We start from the raw sequence: 14,957 nt of genomic DNA, 5'->3' as shown, positions 1-14,957 counted from the left end.
GCGCGCTCCCCCGCTTGCCGCCACCCTGAGCGGCGCATCAGGGGGACGCCGGATGGCCGACGACGCATCGCTCGAACGTTTTCTCGCCGCCGCGGCCCCCCTGCGGGACGGCCGGGGCTTCGACGCGCCGCGGATGCTGCAACTGCTCGACGCGGTGCGGCTCGACGGCGGCGACGCGCTGTTCCCGCCGCTCGACGCGGCCCGCAAGGTCGGCCTCGTCGCGACGGCGACGCCCACGGCCCGCAACGCCGCCATCGCCCGCTACGCGCTGGAGCGGGTCGCCATCGCGATGGAGGGGCGGCTGGGCCCGCCCGCCGTGAGCGGCCGCGGGCCGTCCACCGACGCCGCGTTCGAACGGTTGCGGCGACGGTGAAAGGCTGCGATACGCTGAACAGCAGAAGTAGAACAGATGGTCATATCCATCATCTGATGGTTTACTCTGGGGAGATTCGCCTTGAGCCTCGCGCAACCTGCCATGAGGACGACGTCTTCGCGTCCCGATCGGGGCATCATTTCCATCATCGACGGTGGCGCTTCGGAGCCGACGGCGGCGCAGGGGCGCCTTGAACTGCTGGCGACGCCCGATCCCGCCGAGCCGGTGTCGCTGACGCCGCGCCACTACCAGACGGCGCTGAGCCTGCTCGACTGCGCCGCCAAGGCGCTGGAGATCCTGTACGACCGCCGCGACCAGCTCGAAGCCTCGATCGAGGAGGTGTCGATGCGGGCCGAGGGCGCCGTTATGGCCGCGCAGGCGAAGGTGCTCGACTGGCAGAAGCTCGCCGCCGGCTTCAAGACCGAGGCGCAGGAGCTGGAGCGCCGGCTCGCCACCGCGCAACAGCGCGCAGAGCTCGCCGAAACCCAGCTCGAGGCGGAGCGCGCGCGGGCCGAGTCGGCGGAGCGCCAGGCCGCCGAGGCGCTGGGCCTGTCCCACGGGCTGCACGCCAAGATCATCTCGGCCTTCGGCCGCGGCTCGACCGCCCACCGGGCGCTGCTCGTCGCCGTGGACGACGCCTCGGGGGCGTGAGGGAGGGGACGGGGTGGCGGGCCCGCGGACATCCCGGCGCGGCTGTCCGCCGGGGCGTCGAGGCCGCGGGTGAGCGGGTTCTCGACGGCGGCGATCGGTCCGTTGGTGTCGGTTTCGGACTGGATGCCAGTGGGTGCAGGTCGACGCCGCGATTTTGCGAAGAGGCAACTGCGCCGTTCTTCATGTCCCTGAAGAGCGCGTCGGCGAGCGACGTCATCGGCGGCCCGACCTGGTGCGTGCCTACGGCGGCGGCGGAGTGGGGCAGGATATCGAGGGACGCAAGGCCGAAGCCGGCGGCCCACTCCAATGGGCCGGTCGCGGACCGGGTCGAGGCGAGCATGCAGGCGCGACGCCCGTCGCGGCGCCCCAGGGCTGGATCGCGTCGCTCCGCTCGCGATGACGGCGCGAGGCGGGCACGTCGCGGCCGCGGCGGGACGGGAGGGCGGCCGCGCCGCTCACACCACCGTCGCCCCGCCCCGGATCGCCGCGTAGCGCTCGGCCACCCGCCCCCAGTCCACCACGTTCCACCACGCCGCGAGGTAGTCCGGCCGGCGGTTCCGGTAGGTGAGGTAGTAGGCGTGCTCCCACACGTCGTTGCCGAACAGCACGCTCTTCCCCTCCATCAGGGGCGAGTCCTGGTTGGGACGGGCGAGCAGCGCCAGCTTGCCCTCGCGGTCGGCCGTCACGGCCGCCCAGCCCGAGCCGAACTGGCCCGCGCCCGCCTTGGCGAAGGCGGCCTTCAGGGCGTCGAAGGAGCCGAAGTCGCGCGCCACGGCGGCGCCGAGCTCGCCCTCCGGCGCGCCGCCGCGCCCGCCCATCACCTGCCAGAACATCGTGTGCCAGGCGTGGCCGCCGCCGTTGTTGCGCACCGCCGCGCGGACGCCGTCGGGCAGCGTGTCGAGCCGCGCCAGCAGGTCCGGCAGGGCCACGTCGTGCAGTTCCGTGTGGTCCTTCAGCGCCGCGTTGAGGTTCGCCACGTAGGCGGCGTGGTGCTTGTCGTGGTGGAGACGCATGGTTTCGGCGTCGACCGTCGGCGCATTGGCCTCGTAGGCGTAGGGCAGGGGCGGCAGCGCGTAGGGGTAGGCGAGCCGAGCCCTGACGTCGACGGGCGCCGGAGGCGTCGCGGCGGCGGGCTCGGCCGCGCGGGCGCGGCGCAGGCCGGGCGCCAAAGCGAGCGCGGCGGAGCCGAGGAGGACGGTGCGGCGGAGCAGCGGGATCATCGGACGGCCTCCTCGGGTCGGGGCCCAGCCTGCCGCAGCGCCGGCCCGCCGTCCATGCGGCGCGGCGGAACAGTCCGGCGGATCCGCGGCGCACTGTCCCTGTCGCCGCGGCGGCGGCGGTGCGACGCTGCCCCGCACCTCGATCGGGAGCCGCCGCCATGCCTCGCCCCTTCCACCTCGTCGACGTCTTCGGCACCGGGCCCTTCTCCGGCAACCCGCTCGCGGTGGTGGCCGAGGCCGAGGGGCTGACGACGGGGGAGATGCAGCGCATCGCCGCGTGGACCAACCTGTCCGAGACGACCTTCCTGCTGCCGCCGACCGACTCCGGCGCCGACTACCGCGTCCGCATCTTCACGACCCTCCACGAGCTGCCCTTCGCGGGCCACCCGACGCTGGGCTCGTGCCACGCCTGGCTGGCCGGGGGCGGGCGGCCGCGCGCGCCGGGGCGCGTCGTGCAGCAGTGCGGCGCGGGGCTCGTGCCGGTGCGGACGGGCGGCGAGCGGCTCGCCTTCGCGGCGCCCCCGCTCCTGCGCGGCGGACCCCCGAGCGACGCGGAGCTCGACGAGGCGCTGGCGGTGGTGCGGCTGCCCCGCTCGGCCGTGGTGGAGGCGCGCTGGGTCGACAACGGGCCGGGCTGGCTCGGGCTGATGCTGGGCTCGGCCGCGGAGGTGCTGGCGGTGGAGCCGGCGCGCCACCACCCGCGCCGGGTCGACGTCGGCCTCGTCGGCCCGCACGCGCCGGGCGGGGACGCGGATTTCGAGCTGCGCGCCTTCTTCTCCGGCCCCGCCGGCAGCGTCGTCGAGGACCCGGTGACGGGCAGCCTCAACGCGTCCGTGGCGCAGTGGCTGTTCGCCGCCGGCCGCGCGCGGGGCGCCTACGTGGCGGCGCAGGGCGCGCGGCTCGGCCGCCGGGGCCGCGTCCACGCCGAGCAGGACGCGGACGGGCGCGTGTGGATCGGTGGCCGGACCGAGACGCTGTTCGCGGGCCGGGAAGGGTAGGGGCGGAGCGGGCCGCCCGGCCGCGCGGGGACGGGCGCCGCGGTTGACGCACGGCGGGGACGCGGAACAATCTCCGCGCGTCGGCATAAGTCCGACAAACCGAGGGAACGCCATGACCTACCTGCCCGCCGCCGACCGCTACGAGGTCGCGCGCTTCCGCCGCTGCGGCCGCTCCGGGCTCGACCTGCCGGCGATCTCGCTCGGGCTCTGGCAGAACTTCGGCGGCACCGACGTGTTCGAGACGGGCCGCGCCGTGCTGCGCCGCGCCTTCGACCGCGGCGTGACCCACTTCGACCTCGCCAACAACTACGGGCCGCCCTACGGCTCGGCCGAGGCGAACTTCGGCCGCTGGATGGACCTCGACTTCCGCCCGCACCGCGACGAGCTCGTCATCTCGTCCAAGGCGGGCTGGGACATGTGGCCGGGCCCCTACGGCAACTTCGGCTCCCGCAAATACCTCGTCGCGAGCTGCGACGCCTCGCTGAAGCGCATGGGCCTCGACTACGTCGACGTCTTCTACCACCACCGGCCGGACCCGAAGACGCCGCTGGAGGAGACCATGGGGGCGCTCGACCACCTCGTGCGCTCCGGCAAGGCGCTCTACGTCGGCGTGTCCTCCTATTCCCCCGAGCTGACGCGCCGCGCCCACGCGATCCTGAAGGACCTCGGCACGCCGCTGCTGATCCACCAGCCCTCCTATTCCATGCTGAACCGCTGGGTCGAGGAGGGGCTGCTGGAGACGCTGGCGGAGATCGGCGCGGGCTGCATCGCCTTCTCGCCGCTGGCGCAGGGCCTCCTGACCTCGAAGTACCTCGGCGGCGTGCCGGAGGGCTCGCGCGCCGGCAAGGGCGGCTCCTTCGCGGCGAGCCTCGTCACGGAGGAGAACGTCGCCCGCGTCCGCGCGCTCGACGCCATCGCGAAGGCGCGCGGCCAGACGCTGGCGCAGATGGCCATCGCCTGGGTGCTGCGCGACCCGCGCGTCACCTCGGCGCTGATCGGCGCCCGCTCGGTCGCCCAGCTCGACGATTCGCTCGCCGCGCTGGACCGGCTCGACTTCACGCCGGACGAGCTCGCCGCCATCGACCGCCACGCCACCGAGGGCGGCATCGACCTGTGGCGCAGCCAGTCCGCCATCCGGCCGGAGTAGGGGCGTGCCGCTGCGGCTCGAGGGCTCGTGCCACTGCGGCGCCGTGCGCTTCGCGCTCGACAGCCACACGCCGCAGCCCTACCAGCGCTGCTACTGCACCGTGTGCCGCAAGACGGCGGGCGGGGGCGGCTTCGCGATCAACATCATGGGGGTCGCGGCCTCGCTGGCCGTCGAGGATCCGGACGGGGCGCGCCGCGTCTACCGGGCGGAGTTCGTCGACGCCGCGGGCGAGCGCTTCACGTCGTCGGCGGAGCGGAGCTTCTGTTCGCTCTGCGCCGCCGCGCTGTGGCTGTGGGACCCGCGCTGGCCGGAGCTGATCCATCCCTTCGCCTCGGCCGTCGACACGGCGCTTCCCGTGCCGCCGGAGGGCACGCACATCCTGCTGGAATCGCGCGCGCCCTGGGTCGTGCCGCAGCTCGGCGCCGGCGACGCCTGCTTCGACGACTATCCGGCGCAGTCGATCGAGGAGTGGCACCGGGCGCGCGGGCTGTGGGTGGAGTGACGCCGGTCCGAGGACCGCGCTTCACCTCCTCCGCAGCAGCCCGGCGACCGGGCTGCCGGGCCCGAAGGACGCCCAGGCCTGGTCGCAGGCCGCCGCGGTTTCGTTCTGGTAGCGCGCGTCGTCGGCCGCCATGTCGTCCCGCAGCAGCTCGGAATAGCTGCCCGCGGCGTCGAGGTCGGCGCGCTTCAGCCCCTTGCGGGACAGGAAGGCGGCGAGCCGCCGCTCGTCGAGCGCGTAGGGGCAGTGCTGCGCCGCCAGCACGGCGGAATGGGCGGTGAGCAGCACCAGCTCCTGGCCCTTCGCGAATTCGGCGCGGGCCGGCCCCGCCGCCAGCGCGCAGCCCACCATCGTGAAGCCCGCCATCGCCATCGCCCGAACTCGTCGCATCGCATCGCCTCCGTTCGGGTCCAGGAACCACGACCGCGGCGGCGGGGGAAGGGGCGGCTTGGCACGGGGCGCCGGCCAGGCGAGGGTCGAGCTGTCCACGGGATAAACGGGGAGCGATCGAATGGAAGACACCACGGCCCGAGCCTGCCCGGTCATGACCCCGGACGAGGAACGATATGCCGACATCGACTGGGACGTGCGCCACGCGCTGCTCGCCAAGATCGACGCGGCGCTGGACGAAGCGCATGCCACGGCCGCGGCACGGCTGGCCGCGGCCGGGATATCGCATCCGCCACCCGTCCGCGGTTATTTCGTATCGGTGGCCCATCAGGCGCTGTGCTGCCGGCTGTGCGGGGCCGATCCGCACACGTTCGAGGGCGGCGACCCCCGCGTCGCGCTCGCCCTGATCCGCAACGCCGAGAACGTCGCCGCGCATCACTGGGGTGCGGACATCGGGCGCGCGGTCGACCGGGCGGCGCGATCCGGGGCGGACGAGGGCGAGGGAGATGCCGCCGCGGGCTGAAACTTCGCGGCCTCCGTCTCGTAGCTCTGCGGGTGCGCCGCGCCCGGCCGCCTCCCAGGACGCGATCAGCCCCATGATCACCGGCAAGCAGATCCGCGAGGCCCGCGCCCTGCTCGGCCTGCCGCGCTCGAAGTTCGCCGAGCGGGCCGGTGTGCCGCACGCGATCCTCAAGCTGGCCGAGATGGCCGACGGCGAATGCCCCGTGCAGATCGAGCGCGCCCGCCAGATTCGCCGCGCCATCGAGGCGGCCGGTCTGGAACTCTACGGCGAAGGCGGCGAGGCCGGGGTGAGGTGGCGAGCCGCGCCGCCCGGACGCCCCCCTCCCGGTTGACGATCCGGATCTTGTGCCTTGTGGCACATCGAGCGATCGTCTATCGCCCCGTCGGCCGGGATCCGGGCGGCGTCGCGGCTCGGCTCCGCTCCGCTCCGCGGCGGACCAGGGGGCCGGACGCATGACCGAGATCGACGCGGACCGCCGGGTGGCGCTGTTCCAGCCGCTGCAGGCCGCGCGACTCGGGGCGGCGTCCTGGCGCGACCGCGCCGCCGTCCTCCTGCCGGAGCGCGCCGGGGCGGGCCTCGTCGCGCTGGCGACCGCGCTGGCCGTGGCGCTCTACCTGTGGCGCAGCGGCCAGTCGGCCGTGCATCCGCAGCTGATCTCCGAGGACGGGCGGGTCTTCTTCGTCGACGCCAAGCTGGACGGCCTGGGCGCCCTCGTCACGCCCTACGCGGGCTACCTCCACGTCCTGCCCCGGCTCGCCGCGCTGGCGACCTCGGCCTTCCCGTCCCCGCGGGCGCCCGTGCTCTACCTCCTGTTCGCCACGGCCGCCGTGGCCTGGGCGGCCGCCACGGTGGCGTCGACGGGGCAGCGCCACGCCTGGGTGCTGGCGCCCCTCATGCTGCTGCCGCCCACCTACGGCGAGGTCTTCGGCACGCTGACCAACATCCAATGGCTGACCGGGCCGGCGCTCGCCCTGGTCCTGGCCACGCCCGCGCCGCCGGGGCGGCTGGCCCGCGGCAACCAACTGGCCTTCGTCGCGGCGGCGAGCCTCACGGGCCCGTTCTCGATCTTCGCCGCGCCTTTGGCACTGTGGCGCCTGCGGGACGAGGGGCGGGACGGCTTCGCCCGGCTGCTCTGCATCCTGGCCCTGTGCGGCGCGGCCGTGCAGATCGCCTTCGTGGCGCAGGAGCCCAAGTTCCCCGCCGAGCCGGACGCCGTGGCGCCGCTGCACTTCGCCGCCACCCTGCTTGACCGCTGGATCGGCCAAGCGGCCCATGCCGGGCGCACCCTGCGGCCCGCCCACGTCCGCGCCGCCGCGGCGCTGGCCGTGGCGGCCGCGGTGGCGGCCTGCTCGGTCCCGCGGCTCGCCGCCCGGCTCTACCTCTTCGCGGGCCTCGGCCTGCTCGCGACCTTTCTGCGCTTCATCGACGCCAACGCCTACTTCGACGCCCCAGGATCGGCGGAGCGCTACTTCTACGGCCCCCGCCTCGTCGTGCTGTGGACGCTGGCGCTGTGCCTCCTGCGGCTCCGCCCGTCGTCGCTGGCCGGGCTGGTCGGCGTGGCGCTGATGCTCGCCGCGGTCGACCCCTGGATCAAGCTCCCCTATCCGCGCCTGCCCTGGGCCGAGCCGGCGCGCGCCATCGACCGCGGCGCTGCGGTCCGGATCGTCATCAACCCGTCGCGGGCCGACGACGACACCGACGACGCCTGGACCGTGACGCTGCCCGCCCGCCCGCCGGGACCCGACGCCGCCCCGCCGCGTTGACGCGCCGCAACCGGGGAAGGCGCATGACGACGAAGCTGCCGAAGAAGGGTGACGAGGTGAAGTGGGACACCGCGGGGGGCGAGACCCACGGCACGGTCGAGAAGATCGTCACCTCGACGACCAAGATCAAAGGCCATACCGCGAAGGCCACCGAGGACGAGCCGCAGGTGGTGGTGAAGAGCGACAAGTCCGGCAAGGAGGCCGTGCACAAGCCGGAGGAGCTCAAGAAGGGCTGACGCGATCCCCACGGAGATCGGGCGATGCTCCTGCGCGGCTGGACCCCGCCGCGCGGGCGAGGCGAAACGACGGATCGCCACGGTCGAGCCTGTCGTCGTCAGACTTCATTAAGGACGGACGCAAGTTCCGCCCGTCTTTGAGGCGGGTGCATGTTTGTTGAACGAAGATCGGCGAGATAGTTGTCGGGCAACCACCGCGAATTCTCGATGGCTTCGTTCCCAAAGCTCAGCTTCCCCTACGGAATCTGCACCGGCGCCGGATGGCTCGGCGGCTTCGCGCGTCGCTTCCGGCGCGATCGCTCTGGCGCGGCGGCGGTCGAAACCGCGTTGGTGGCCGCCCCCCTGATCGCGCTGCTGGTCGCGGCGCTGCAGCTCGGCCTGGTCTACCTGTCCCAGTCCGCCCTCGAGGTCGCCACGGAGAAGACGTCGCGGTCGGTCCTCATCGGCTCCGCCCAGACGGCCGGCCTGACCCAGGCGCAGTTCCTGTCCGCCCTCTGCAGCAACCTGCCCTCGATCCTGTCCTGCTCGCGGGTCATGGTCGACGCTCAGGTGTACACGACCTTCTCGGGCTCGAACACTTCGGCGCCGACGATCACCTACGACGCCAAAGGCAACGTGACCAACCAGTGGGCCTACAACCTCGGAGGCGCGAACAGCATCGTCGTCCTCCGGGTGATGTACCTCCTGCCCGTGGTGGGGGCTCTCGGCTTCAACATCGTCAATCAGAGGGGGAACACGCGCCTGCTGCTCGCGACCGCGGTCATCAAGAACGAGCCTTATCAGTGAGCGCGCTCCGCCGCTTCCGCGCCGACCGCCGCGGCGTCAGCGCCGTCGAGTTCTCGCTGGTCCTCCCCATCCTGCTCGTGATCGTGCTCGTCGGATACCAGGTGGCGGAGGCGACCTCGGCCTACCGCAAGACGACGCTGACGGCCCGGACCGTCGCGGATCTGACGACGCAATATTCGACGATGAGCGGCGGCGACGTGTCCACCGTGCTCAACGCCTCGGCCCAGGTCATGGCGCCGTTCGACGCTTCCGCGCTCAGCATCGTGCTGACCCAGTTCAAGGTGTCGGCGGCCGGCGTGGCCACGGTCACCTGGAGCAAGGCCCTGAACGGCGCGGCCCTGGCGGCGGGCTCCGTCGCCGTCCTGCCCGCGGGGATCTGCCTGCCCAACGCCTCGGTCGTGCTCGCGCGCGTGACCTACAGCTTCACCCCGGCCATCGGCTACAAGCTCACGGGGCCGATCGCGATGTCGAGCGCCCTCTACATGAGCCCGCGCTCGGTCGCCTCGATCTCCTACACCGGGAGCTGAGGCTCCCGTCCGCCGCGTCCTCCGGACCCGCGGCCCCACCGGTTCCGACCATCTCCAGCAGGCCGCCCATGTCGAGACCCGCCCGCTTCGCCCGCGACCGATCGGGCAACGCCGCCATCATCTTCGCCATCGCGGCGCTGCCGATCCTCGGCGTGATCGGCATGTCGCTGGACTACACGCTCGCCGGCCGCCGGGAAGCCCAGCTCAAGGCCATCGCGGACGCCGCGGCGCTGATGACGACGTCGCCGGCCGGCATGGCGCTGACCTCCACAGCTGCCCGGACGAGCGCCGTCACCATGTTCAACGCGCAGGCGGCCCTCGTCGGCGGCGCGGCCGTGGCCGCCCCCAACATCTCGGTCACGGACACGACGGCCGCCAACGGCGCCGTCACGCGCGTCACCACCGTCCCGTTCACCGGCACCTCGAAGAACAACTTCGCGACGCTGCTCAACATGAAGACGATGCCGCTCGGCGGCCGCTCCAGCGTGTCGAGCTCGACCGCCCCGAACATTGACTTCTACCTGCTGCTGGACACGTCGCCGTCGATGGGCATCGCGGCCACCCAGGCCGGCATCGACAAGATGGTGGCCAACACGCAGCAGCAGGGCGGCTGCGCCTTCGCGTGCCACGAGACGAACCCGACGGCGGGCGACGTCGCGGGCAATCCGGGCGGCGAGGACAATTACGCGCTCGCGCGTCAGCTCAATGTCGCCCTGCGGATCGACCTCGTCCAGCAGGCGACCTCGAACCTCATCCAGACCGCGTCCAGCACGGAGGCCTCCAACAAGGCCGTCTACCGCGTCGCCACCTACACGTTCGACCAGTCGTTCCAGACCATCACGAACCTCACCGCGAACCTCGCCCAGGCCCAGAACGACACGGGCAACATTCAGATGCTGAAGGTCTACAGCAACGGATGCCTCACGGCCAACAACTGCAACAACGACACCGATACGCAGTTCGACCAGGCGATGGCCAACAGCGCCTACATCCCCAACCCGGGCAAGGGCACCAACGCCCAGGGCGACACGCCGCAGGAGGTGCTCTTCATCGTGACGGACGGCGTCATCGACGAGCAATATCCCAATTACGGCAGCACGGACATGACCACCAACGGCCGGACGATCACGACCATCGGTCACCAATACGACTATTGCACGCCGCTGAAGAACCGCGGCGTGCGGATCGCGATCCTGTACACGACCTACAACCCCCTTCCGACGAACGGCTTCTACAATCAATACGTCGCGCCGTTTCAGCCGAACATCCCCACGGCCCTGCAGAACTGTGCCTCCGCCGGCCTGTTCTTCCAGGTGAACACGGGCGGCGACATCAACGCGGCTATGCAGGCCCTCTTCGTGAGGGCCGTGGGCACGGCGCACCTCACCCAGTGACGCAACCCCGGACCCGGCAGGGACGCCGCCCGATGGCGGCCCTTGCCGGGAGGCGAGCGGACTTCAGGCCGACAAGGCCTGGACCTCGCGGCCGTGATAGCGGTGCTTCTCCAGCCGCGTCACCGGGGTCGACCGCCTCCGCAGCCGAGCCCGGCGTCACCCGCCTGCTCGGGGGTGCGCTCGTGGTCGCAGGCCGCGATCCTTTCACGCAGGAGGCGTCTTCGAGCCGCGAGCCGCCGCGCAGGCCGGCCTTCTCGGAGCTCTGGTCGTCCGAGATCGTCAGGCGCTGGCTGGACGTCGTAGCCTCGCCCGGCTCCACCGTGTCGCGCTTCAGCGTCTGTGTTGCGACCGTCCCGGTCCGCCCGCGGGTGGGCGCGTCATGCGCCGCCCTGAGGAGAGGCGTAACCGGTGTCGTGGATCATGGGATCGATCCGACATCCGATACCGAGGGTCAGGACTCCTGACCCTCGGCCAGCGCGAACGCGCGCCGCCGCGCGTGCGGCGTGATCCGTCAGATATGCGTCAGCGTCCCTGACGACTGGTACGAAGGCTGCCGACCCGACGGACGAGCTTGGAAAAAGTTCGGCCCGGCCGGCCCGACGTCCCCAAGCATCGGCGGCCGGCGCGGGGCGGCTGGCGCTCGCGCGGCCCGGCCCTTAAGCTCCCGCGCATGAGCGTCCCCTTTCCCTTCACAGCCATCGTCGGCCAGGACGAGATGAAGCTGGCCCTGACCCTGGCGGCGGTCGAGCCGGCGCTCGGCGGCGTGCTGGTGCTGGGCGACCGCGGCACCGGCAAGTCGACCGCCGTGCGGGGCCTGCCGGCCGTGCTGCCGCGCATCGCCGTGGTGGAGGGCTGCCCCTACGGCTGCGACCCCGCCGAGGACGCCCCGCACTGCGCGGCCTGCGCGGAAGCGCGTCACGCCGGCCCGCTCCCCGCCCGCGAGGCCGCCGTGCCGGTGGTGGACCTGCCCCTCGGCGCCACCGAGGACCGCGTCGCCGGCGCGCTCGACATCGAGCGCGCGCTGGTGAGCGGCGAGGCGCGCTTCCAGCCGGGGCTGCTCGCCCGCGCCAACCGCGGCTTCCTCTACGTCGACGAGGTCAACCTCCTGGAAGACCACATCGTCGACCTGCTGCTCGACGTCGCGGCCTCGGGCGAGAACGTGGTCGAGCGCGAGGGGCTCAGCGTCCGCCATCCCGCGCGCTTCGTGCTGGTGGGCTCCTGCAACCCCGAGGAGGGCGAGCTGCGCCCGCAGCTCCTCGACCGCTTCGGCCTGTCGGTCGAGATCCGCACGCCGTCCGACATCCCCACCCGCGTCGAGATCGTCGTGCGGCGCGACCGCTTCGACGCCGACCGCGCCGGCTTCGCCAGGGACTGGGCCGGGCGCGACGCGGACCTGCGCGCCACCCTGGCCGAGGCGCGCCAGCGCCTCCCCGCGGTCGACGCCCCCCGCGCGACCCTGGAGGCCGCGGCGCGGCTCGGCGTGGCGCTCGGCACCGACGGGCTGCGCGGCGAGCTCACCCTGCTGCGCGCCGCCCGCGCCCTCGCGGCCCTCGACGGCGACCGGGCCGTGGCGGAGGCGCACCTGCGCCGCGTCGCCCCGCTCGCGCTGCGCCACCGCCTGCGCCGCGACCCGCTGGACGCGGTGGGCTCGGCCGCCCGCGTGGACCGCGCCGTCGAGGAGGTGCTGCCGGCCTCGGTCGGCGCCCCCGCGCTCGTGCCGGCGTGACCGGGGGCCCGGCCCCGCGCGACCGCTGGGCCGACGCCTGCCTGGCGGCGCGGCTGATGGCCGTCGACCCCGCGCTCGGCATCGCGCTGCGCGGGCCGCCCGGCCCGGCCCGCGACGGCTGGCTCGCCGGGCTCCGGGGGCACCTCGCCCCCGGCACGCCCTGGCGCCGCCTGCCGGCCGGCACGCCCGAGGCTCGGCTGCTCGGCGGCCTCGACCTCGCCGCGACGCTGGGGAGCGGCCGCCTCGTGGCCTCACGCGGCCTCCTCGCAGAGGCCGACGGCGGCGTGCTCCTCGTCGCCGCGGCGGAGCGGCTCGATCCCGCCGCGGCGTCCCACCTCGGCGCGGCGCTCGACACCGGCCTCGTCCGGGTCGAGCGCGACGGCATCGCGGCGCAGGCCGAGGCGCGCCTCGGGCCCGTGCTGCTCGACGACGGCCGCGGCCCCGACGAGGGCGCGCCCGCGGGTCTGCTCGACCGCGTCGCGATGCGGCTCGACCTGTCGGAGGTCGGCCACCGCGACTGCGGGCCCATGCCGCCCGAGCCCGAGGCGGTCGCGGCGGCGCGCGCCCGGCTGGTGCGCGTGGCGGCCGGCGCCGAGGTGGCCGAGGCCTTCTGCGCGGCCGCGGAAGCGCTCGGCGTCGCCGGGCTGCGGGCGCCGCTCCTGGCGATGCGCGTCGCCCGCGCTTCTGCGGCCCTGGATGGCCGAACGGACGTCGGGCCCGCCGACGTGTCGGCGGCGTCCCGCCTCGTGCTCGGCCCCCGCGCCACGCGGGCCCCCGTCGCGCCCGCGCCCGAGGAGACCGCGGCCGAGCCCGACGCGCCGCCGGACGCGGCCGGCGATGCCACCGGCGACGCTGCCGACGGCGGGGGCGACGCCGAGCGGCCCGCGGGGGCGCTCGACGACCTCGCGGTCGCGGCCGCCGCGGCGGCGCTGCCGGCGGACGTGCTGGCGGCCCTGCTGGCCGGCCGGCTTTCACCGGCGCGGGCCGGCGCCTCCGGCGCGCGGCGCGGCGCCGCGGCGGCGGGGTCGCGCGGCCGGCCGGCCGGGTCGCGCCGGGCGAGCCCGGCCGCGGCGCGCGGCTCGACGTGATGGCGACGCTGCGCGCCGCCGCGCCCTGGCAGGCGATGCGGGGCCGCGCGTCGCCTGCGGAGCCGCTCCGCATCCGCCGCGACGACTTCCGCGTCGCGCGCCGCCGCGACCGGCAGCGCACCACCACGATCTTCGCCGTCGACGCCTCGGGCTCGGCCGCGATGGGCCGGCTCGCCGAGGCCAAGGGGGCCGTCGAGCTGCTGCTCGCGGAATGCTACGTGCGGCGCGACGACGTCGCCTTGATCGGCTTCCGGGGCCGCGCCGCCGAGCTGCTGCTGCCGCCGACCCGCTCGCCCGCTCGCGCCAAGCGCGAGCTCGCGAGCCTGCCCGGCGGCGGCGCCACGCCGCTCGCGGCCGGCCTCGCCGCCGCGGCCGACCTCGCCGCCGCGGCGGCGCGCGACGGGCGCCGCGCCGTGGTGGCGCTGCTGACGGACGGGCGCGGCAACGTCGCCCGCGACGGCTCCGCGGACCGCGCCCGCGCGGCCGACGAAGCCCACGCGGCGGCGCGGCTCCTGCGCGCGGCCGGGGTGGCGTGCCTCGTGATCGACACCTCGCCGCGCCCCGGCCCCGCCGCGGCGCGCCTCGCCGCCGAGATGGGCGCGACCTATCTCCCGCTCCCCATGGCGGACGCGCGCGGCATCGCCCGCGCCGTGAAGTCCGCCGCGGAACCACCGAGGACCCCATGAGCGCCAGGCTGGACTGGGACACCGACGGCCGCGCCTGGCCCAACCGGGAGCACAGCCGCTTCCTGCGCGCCGGCGGCATCCGCTGGCACGTGCAGGAGATGGGGCAGGGGCCGCGCCTGCTGCTGCTGCACGGCACCGCGGCCTCGACCCACTCGTTCCGGGCGTTGGCGCCGCTGTTGGCCCCGCATTTCTCGCTGCTGATCCCCGACCTGCCGGGCCACGCCTTCACGGAGATGCCGCCGGGCGGCCGGCTGTCGCTGCCGGTGATGCGCGACCTCCTGCGCGCGCTGCTCGGCGCCACCGGCTTCGCGCCCGAGATGGCGGCCGGCCACTCGGCCGGCGCGGCGGTGCTGTGCCGCACCGCGCTCGACGCGCCGGAGTTCCGGCCGAAGCGCATCGTCAGCCTCAACGGCGCGCTCCTGCCCTTCGACGGCCTCACCGGCCGCGTCGCGCCCGGCCTCGCCCGCGCGCTCTACGCCAACCCGATCGCGCCGCGCGTCTTCGCGTTCCTGGCCGGGGAGGAATCGGTGAAGCGCCTCATCGGCAACATGGGCTCGCGCATCGACCGCGACGGCGTGCGCCAATACGCGGCGCTGATGGGCAACCCCGGCCACGTCGCGGCGGCGCTCGGCATGATGACGCATTGGGACCTCGACGGCCTCGCCCGCGACCTTTCCCGCCTGCCCGTGCCGCTGACGCTGGTGACGGCTGCCACCGACCGCGCCGTGCCGCCCGCCACGGCCGCCGCCGTCAGGAAGATCCTGCCCACGGCCGAGGTGGTGGCGCTGAAGGGCGTCGGCCACCTCGCCCACGAGGAGAAGCCGCCGCTGGTCGCCGACGCCCTCCTCGACGCCGCGCGGCGCGACGGGCTGCTGGCGGAGGCTCCGCCGCCCGGGGGGTGATGCGGCTTCCGTGAGATCGGCCGGGTGCGACCGCTCGAGGTTTCTCCG

General features: G+C 74.5%; 18 protein-coding genes. 16 read left to right on the top strand and 2 right to left on the bottom strand.

The window, feature by feature from the left end; all coding sequences use genetic code 11:
* Positions 1-52: 52 nt before the first annotated feature.
* Both L7N97_RS09360 and L7N97_RS09355 read left to right on the top strand, forming a co-directional pair.
* Positions 53-373, top strand: a complete 321-nt coding sequence (locus tag L7N97_RS09360) for a hypothetical protein (RefSeq protein WP_237478040.1) — start codon at positions 53-55, stop codon at positions 371-373.
* A gap of 102 nt (positions 374-475) precedes the next feature.
* On the top strand, positions 476-1,024 hold the full coding sequence (locus L7N97_RS09355) for a hypothetical protein (RefSeq protein ID WP_237478039.1): 549 nt from the start codon (positions 476-478) through the stop codon (positions 1,022-1,024).
* 455 nt (positions 1,025-1,479) lie between these two features.
* Here L7N97_RS09355 and L7N97_RS09350 read toward each other — a convergent pair whose 3' ends face one another.
* On the bottom strand, positions 1,480-2,244 hold the full coding sequence (locus L7N97_RS09350) for a superoxide dismutase (RefSeq protein WP_237478038.1): 765 nt from the start codon (positions 2,242-2,244) through the stop codon (positions 1,480-1,482).
* A gap of 158 nt (positions 2,245-2,402) precedes the next feature.
* Between L7N97_RS09350 and L7N97_RS09345 the strand changes: the two genes are divergently transcribed.
* The 3 genes from L7N97_RS09345 (at position 2,403) to L7N97_RS09335 (ending at position 4,891) form a co-directional block, all read left to right on the top strand.
* Complete coding sequence (locus L7N97_RS09345; RefSeq protein WP_237478037.1) at positions 2,403-3,242, top strand: PhzF family phenazine biosynthesis protein; 840 nt, start codon at positions 2,403-2,405, stop codon at positions 3,240-3,242.
* Between the two features lie 112 nt (positions 3,243-3,354).
* A complete protein-coding gene (gene mgrA, locus L7N97_RS09340; protein WP_237478036.1) occupies positions 3,355-4,389 on the top strand; it encodes an L-glyceraldehyde 3-phosphate reductase in 1,035 nt (344 codons plus the stop codon).
* Positions 4,390-4,393: 4 nt separating this feature from the next.
* On the top strand, positions 4,394-4,891 hold the full coding sequence (locus L7N97_RS09335) for a GFA family protein (protein WP_237478035.1): 498 nt from the start codon (positions 4,394-4,396) through the stop codon (positions 4,889-4,891).
* A gap of 21 nt (positions 4,892-4,912) precedes the next feature.
* On the opposite strand, the gene L7N97_RS09330 is transcribed toward L7N97_RS09335, so the two are convergent.
* Positions 4,913-5,278, bottom strand: coding sequence for a hypothetical protein (locus L7N97_RS09330; RefSeq protein WP_237478034.1), 366 nt, complete (start codon positions 5,276-5,278; stop codon positions 4,913-4,915).
* 121 nt (positions 5,279-5,399) lie between these two features.
* Between L7N97_RS09330 and L7N97_RS09325 the strand changes: the two genes are divergently transcribed.
* The 11 genes from L7N97_RS09325 (at position 5,400) to bchO (ending at position 14,909) form a co-directional block, all read left to right on the top strand.
* Positions 5,400-5,801: a hypothetical protein gene (locus L7N97_RS09325; RefSeq protein WP_237478033.1), complete on the top strand. Its 402-nt coding sequence runs from the start codon at positions 5,400-5,402 to the stop codon at positions 5,799-5,801.
* A gap of 73 nt (positions 5,802-5,874) precedes the next feature.
* Positions 5,875-6,132, top strand: a complete 258-nt coding sequence (locus L7N97_RS09320; protein ID WP_237478032.1) for a helix-turn-helix domain-containing protein — start codon at positions 5,875-5,877, stop codon at positions 6,130-6,132.
* 121 nt (positions 6,133-6,253) lie between these two features.
* On the top strand, positions 6,254-7,564 hold the full coding sequence (locus tag L7N97_RS09315; protein WP_237478031.1) for a hypothetical protein: 1,311 nt from the start codon (positions 6,254-6,256) through the stop codon (positions 7,562-7,564).
* Between the two features lie 23 nt (positions 7,565-7,587).
* Positions 7,588-7,800 carry a hypervirulence associated TUDOR domain-containing protein gene (locus L7N97_RS09310; RefSeq protein WP_237478030.1) on the top strand — a complete coding sequence of 71 codons (213 nt, stop codon included), beginning with the start codon at positions 7,588-7,590 and terminating at the stop codon, positions 7,798-7,800.
* A 207-nt stretch (positions 7,801-8,007) separates the two neighbouring features.
* Positions 8,008-8,586 carry a TadE/TadG family type IV pilus assembly protein gene (locus L7N97_RS09305; protein WP_237478029.1) on the top strand — a complete coding sequence of 193 codons (579 nt, stop codon included), beginning with the start codon at positions 8,008-8,010 and terminating at the stop codon, positions 8,584-8,586.
* On the top strand, positions 8,583-9,113 hold the full coding sequence (locus L7N97_RS09300) for a TadE/TadG family type IV pilus assembly protein (protein WP_237478028.1): 531 nt from the start codon (positions 8,583-8,585) through the stop codon (positions 9,111-9,113). Before L7N97_RS09305 ends, L7N97_RS09300 begins: the two co-directional genes overlap by 4 nt.
* Positions 9,114-9,181: 68 nt before the next feature.
* Complete coding sequence (locus tag L7N97_RS09295) at positions 9,182-10,507, top strand: TadE/TadG family type IV pilus assembly protein (RefSeq protein ID WP_237478027.1); 1,326 nt, start codon at positions 9,182-9,184, stop codon at positions 10,505-10,507.
* A 670-nt stretch (positions 10,508-11,177) separates the two neighbouring features.
* Positions 11,178-12,233 carry a magnesium chelatase ATPase subunit I gene (gene bchI / locus L7N97_RS09290; RefSeq protein WP_237478026.1) on the top strand — a complete coding sequence of 352 codons (1,056 nt, stop codon included), beginning with the start codon at positions 11,178-11,180 and terminating at the stop codon, positions 12,231-12,233.
* Complete coding sequence (locus tag L7N97_RS30180) at positions 12,230-13,321, top strand: hypothetical protein (protein ID WP_309242775.1); 1,092 nt, start codon at positions 12,230-12,232, stop codon at positions 13,319-13,321. The genes bchI and L7N97_RS30180 overlap by 4 nt, the downstream gene beginning before the upstream one ends.
* Positions 13,321-14,007 carry a VWA domain-containing protein gene (locus L7N97_RS30175; RefSeq protein WP_309242774.1) on the top strand — a complete coding sequence of 229 codons (687 nt, stop codon included), beginning with the start codon at positions 13,321-13,323 and terminating at the stop codon, positions 14,005-14,007. Before L7N97_RS30180 ends, L7N97_RS30175 begins: the two co-directional genes overlap by 1 nt.
* Positions 14,004-14,909 carry an alpha/beta fold hydrolase BchO gene (gene bchO, locus L7N97_RS09280; RefSeq protein WP_237478025.1) on the top strand — a complete coding sequence of 302 codons (906 nt, stop codon included), beginning with the start codon at positions 14,004-14,006 and terminating at the stop codon, positions 14,907-14,909. The genes L7N97_RS30175 and bchO overlap by 4 nt, the downstream gene beginning before the upstream one ends.
* Positions 14,910-14,957: the final 48 nt, after the last annotated feature.

This window comes from Lichenibacterium dinghuense (assembly GCF_021730615.1).
Lineage (GTDB): Bacteria > Pseudomonadota > Alphaproteobacteria > Rhizobiales > Beijerinckiaceae > Lichenihabitans > Lichenihabitans dinghuensis.
Note: the sequence above shows the minus strand (reverse complement) of the source record. Positions and strands in the feature narration are given on the sequence as shown.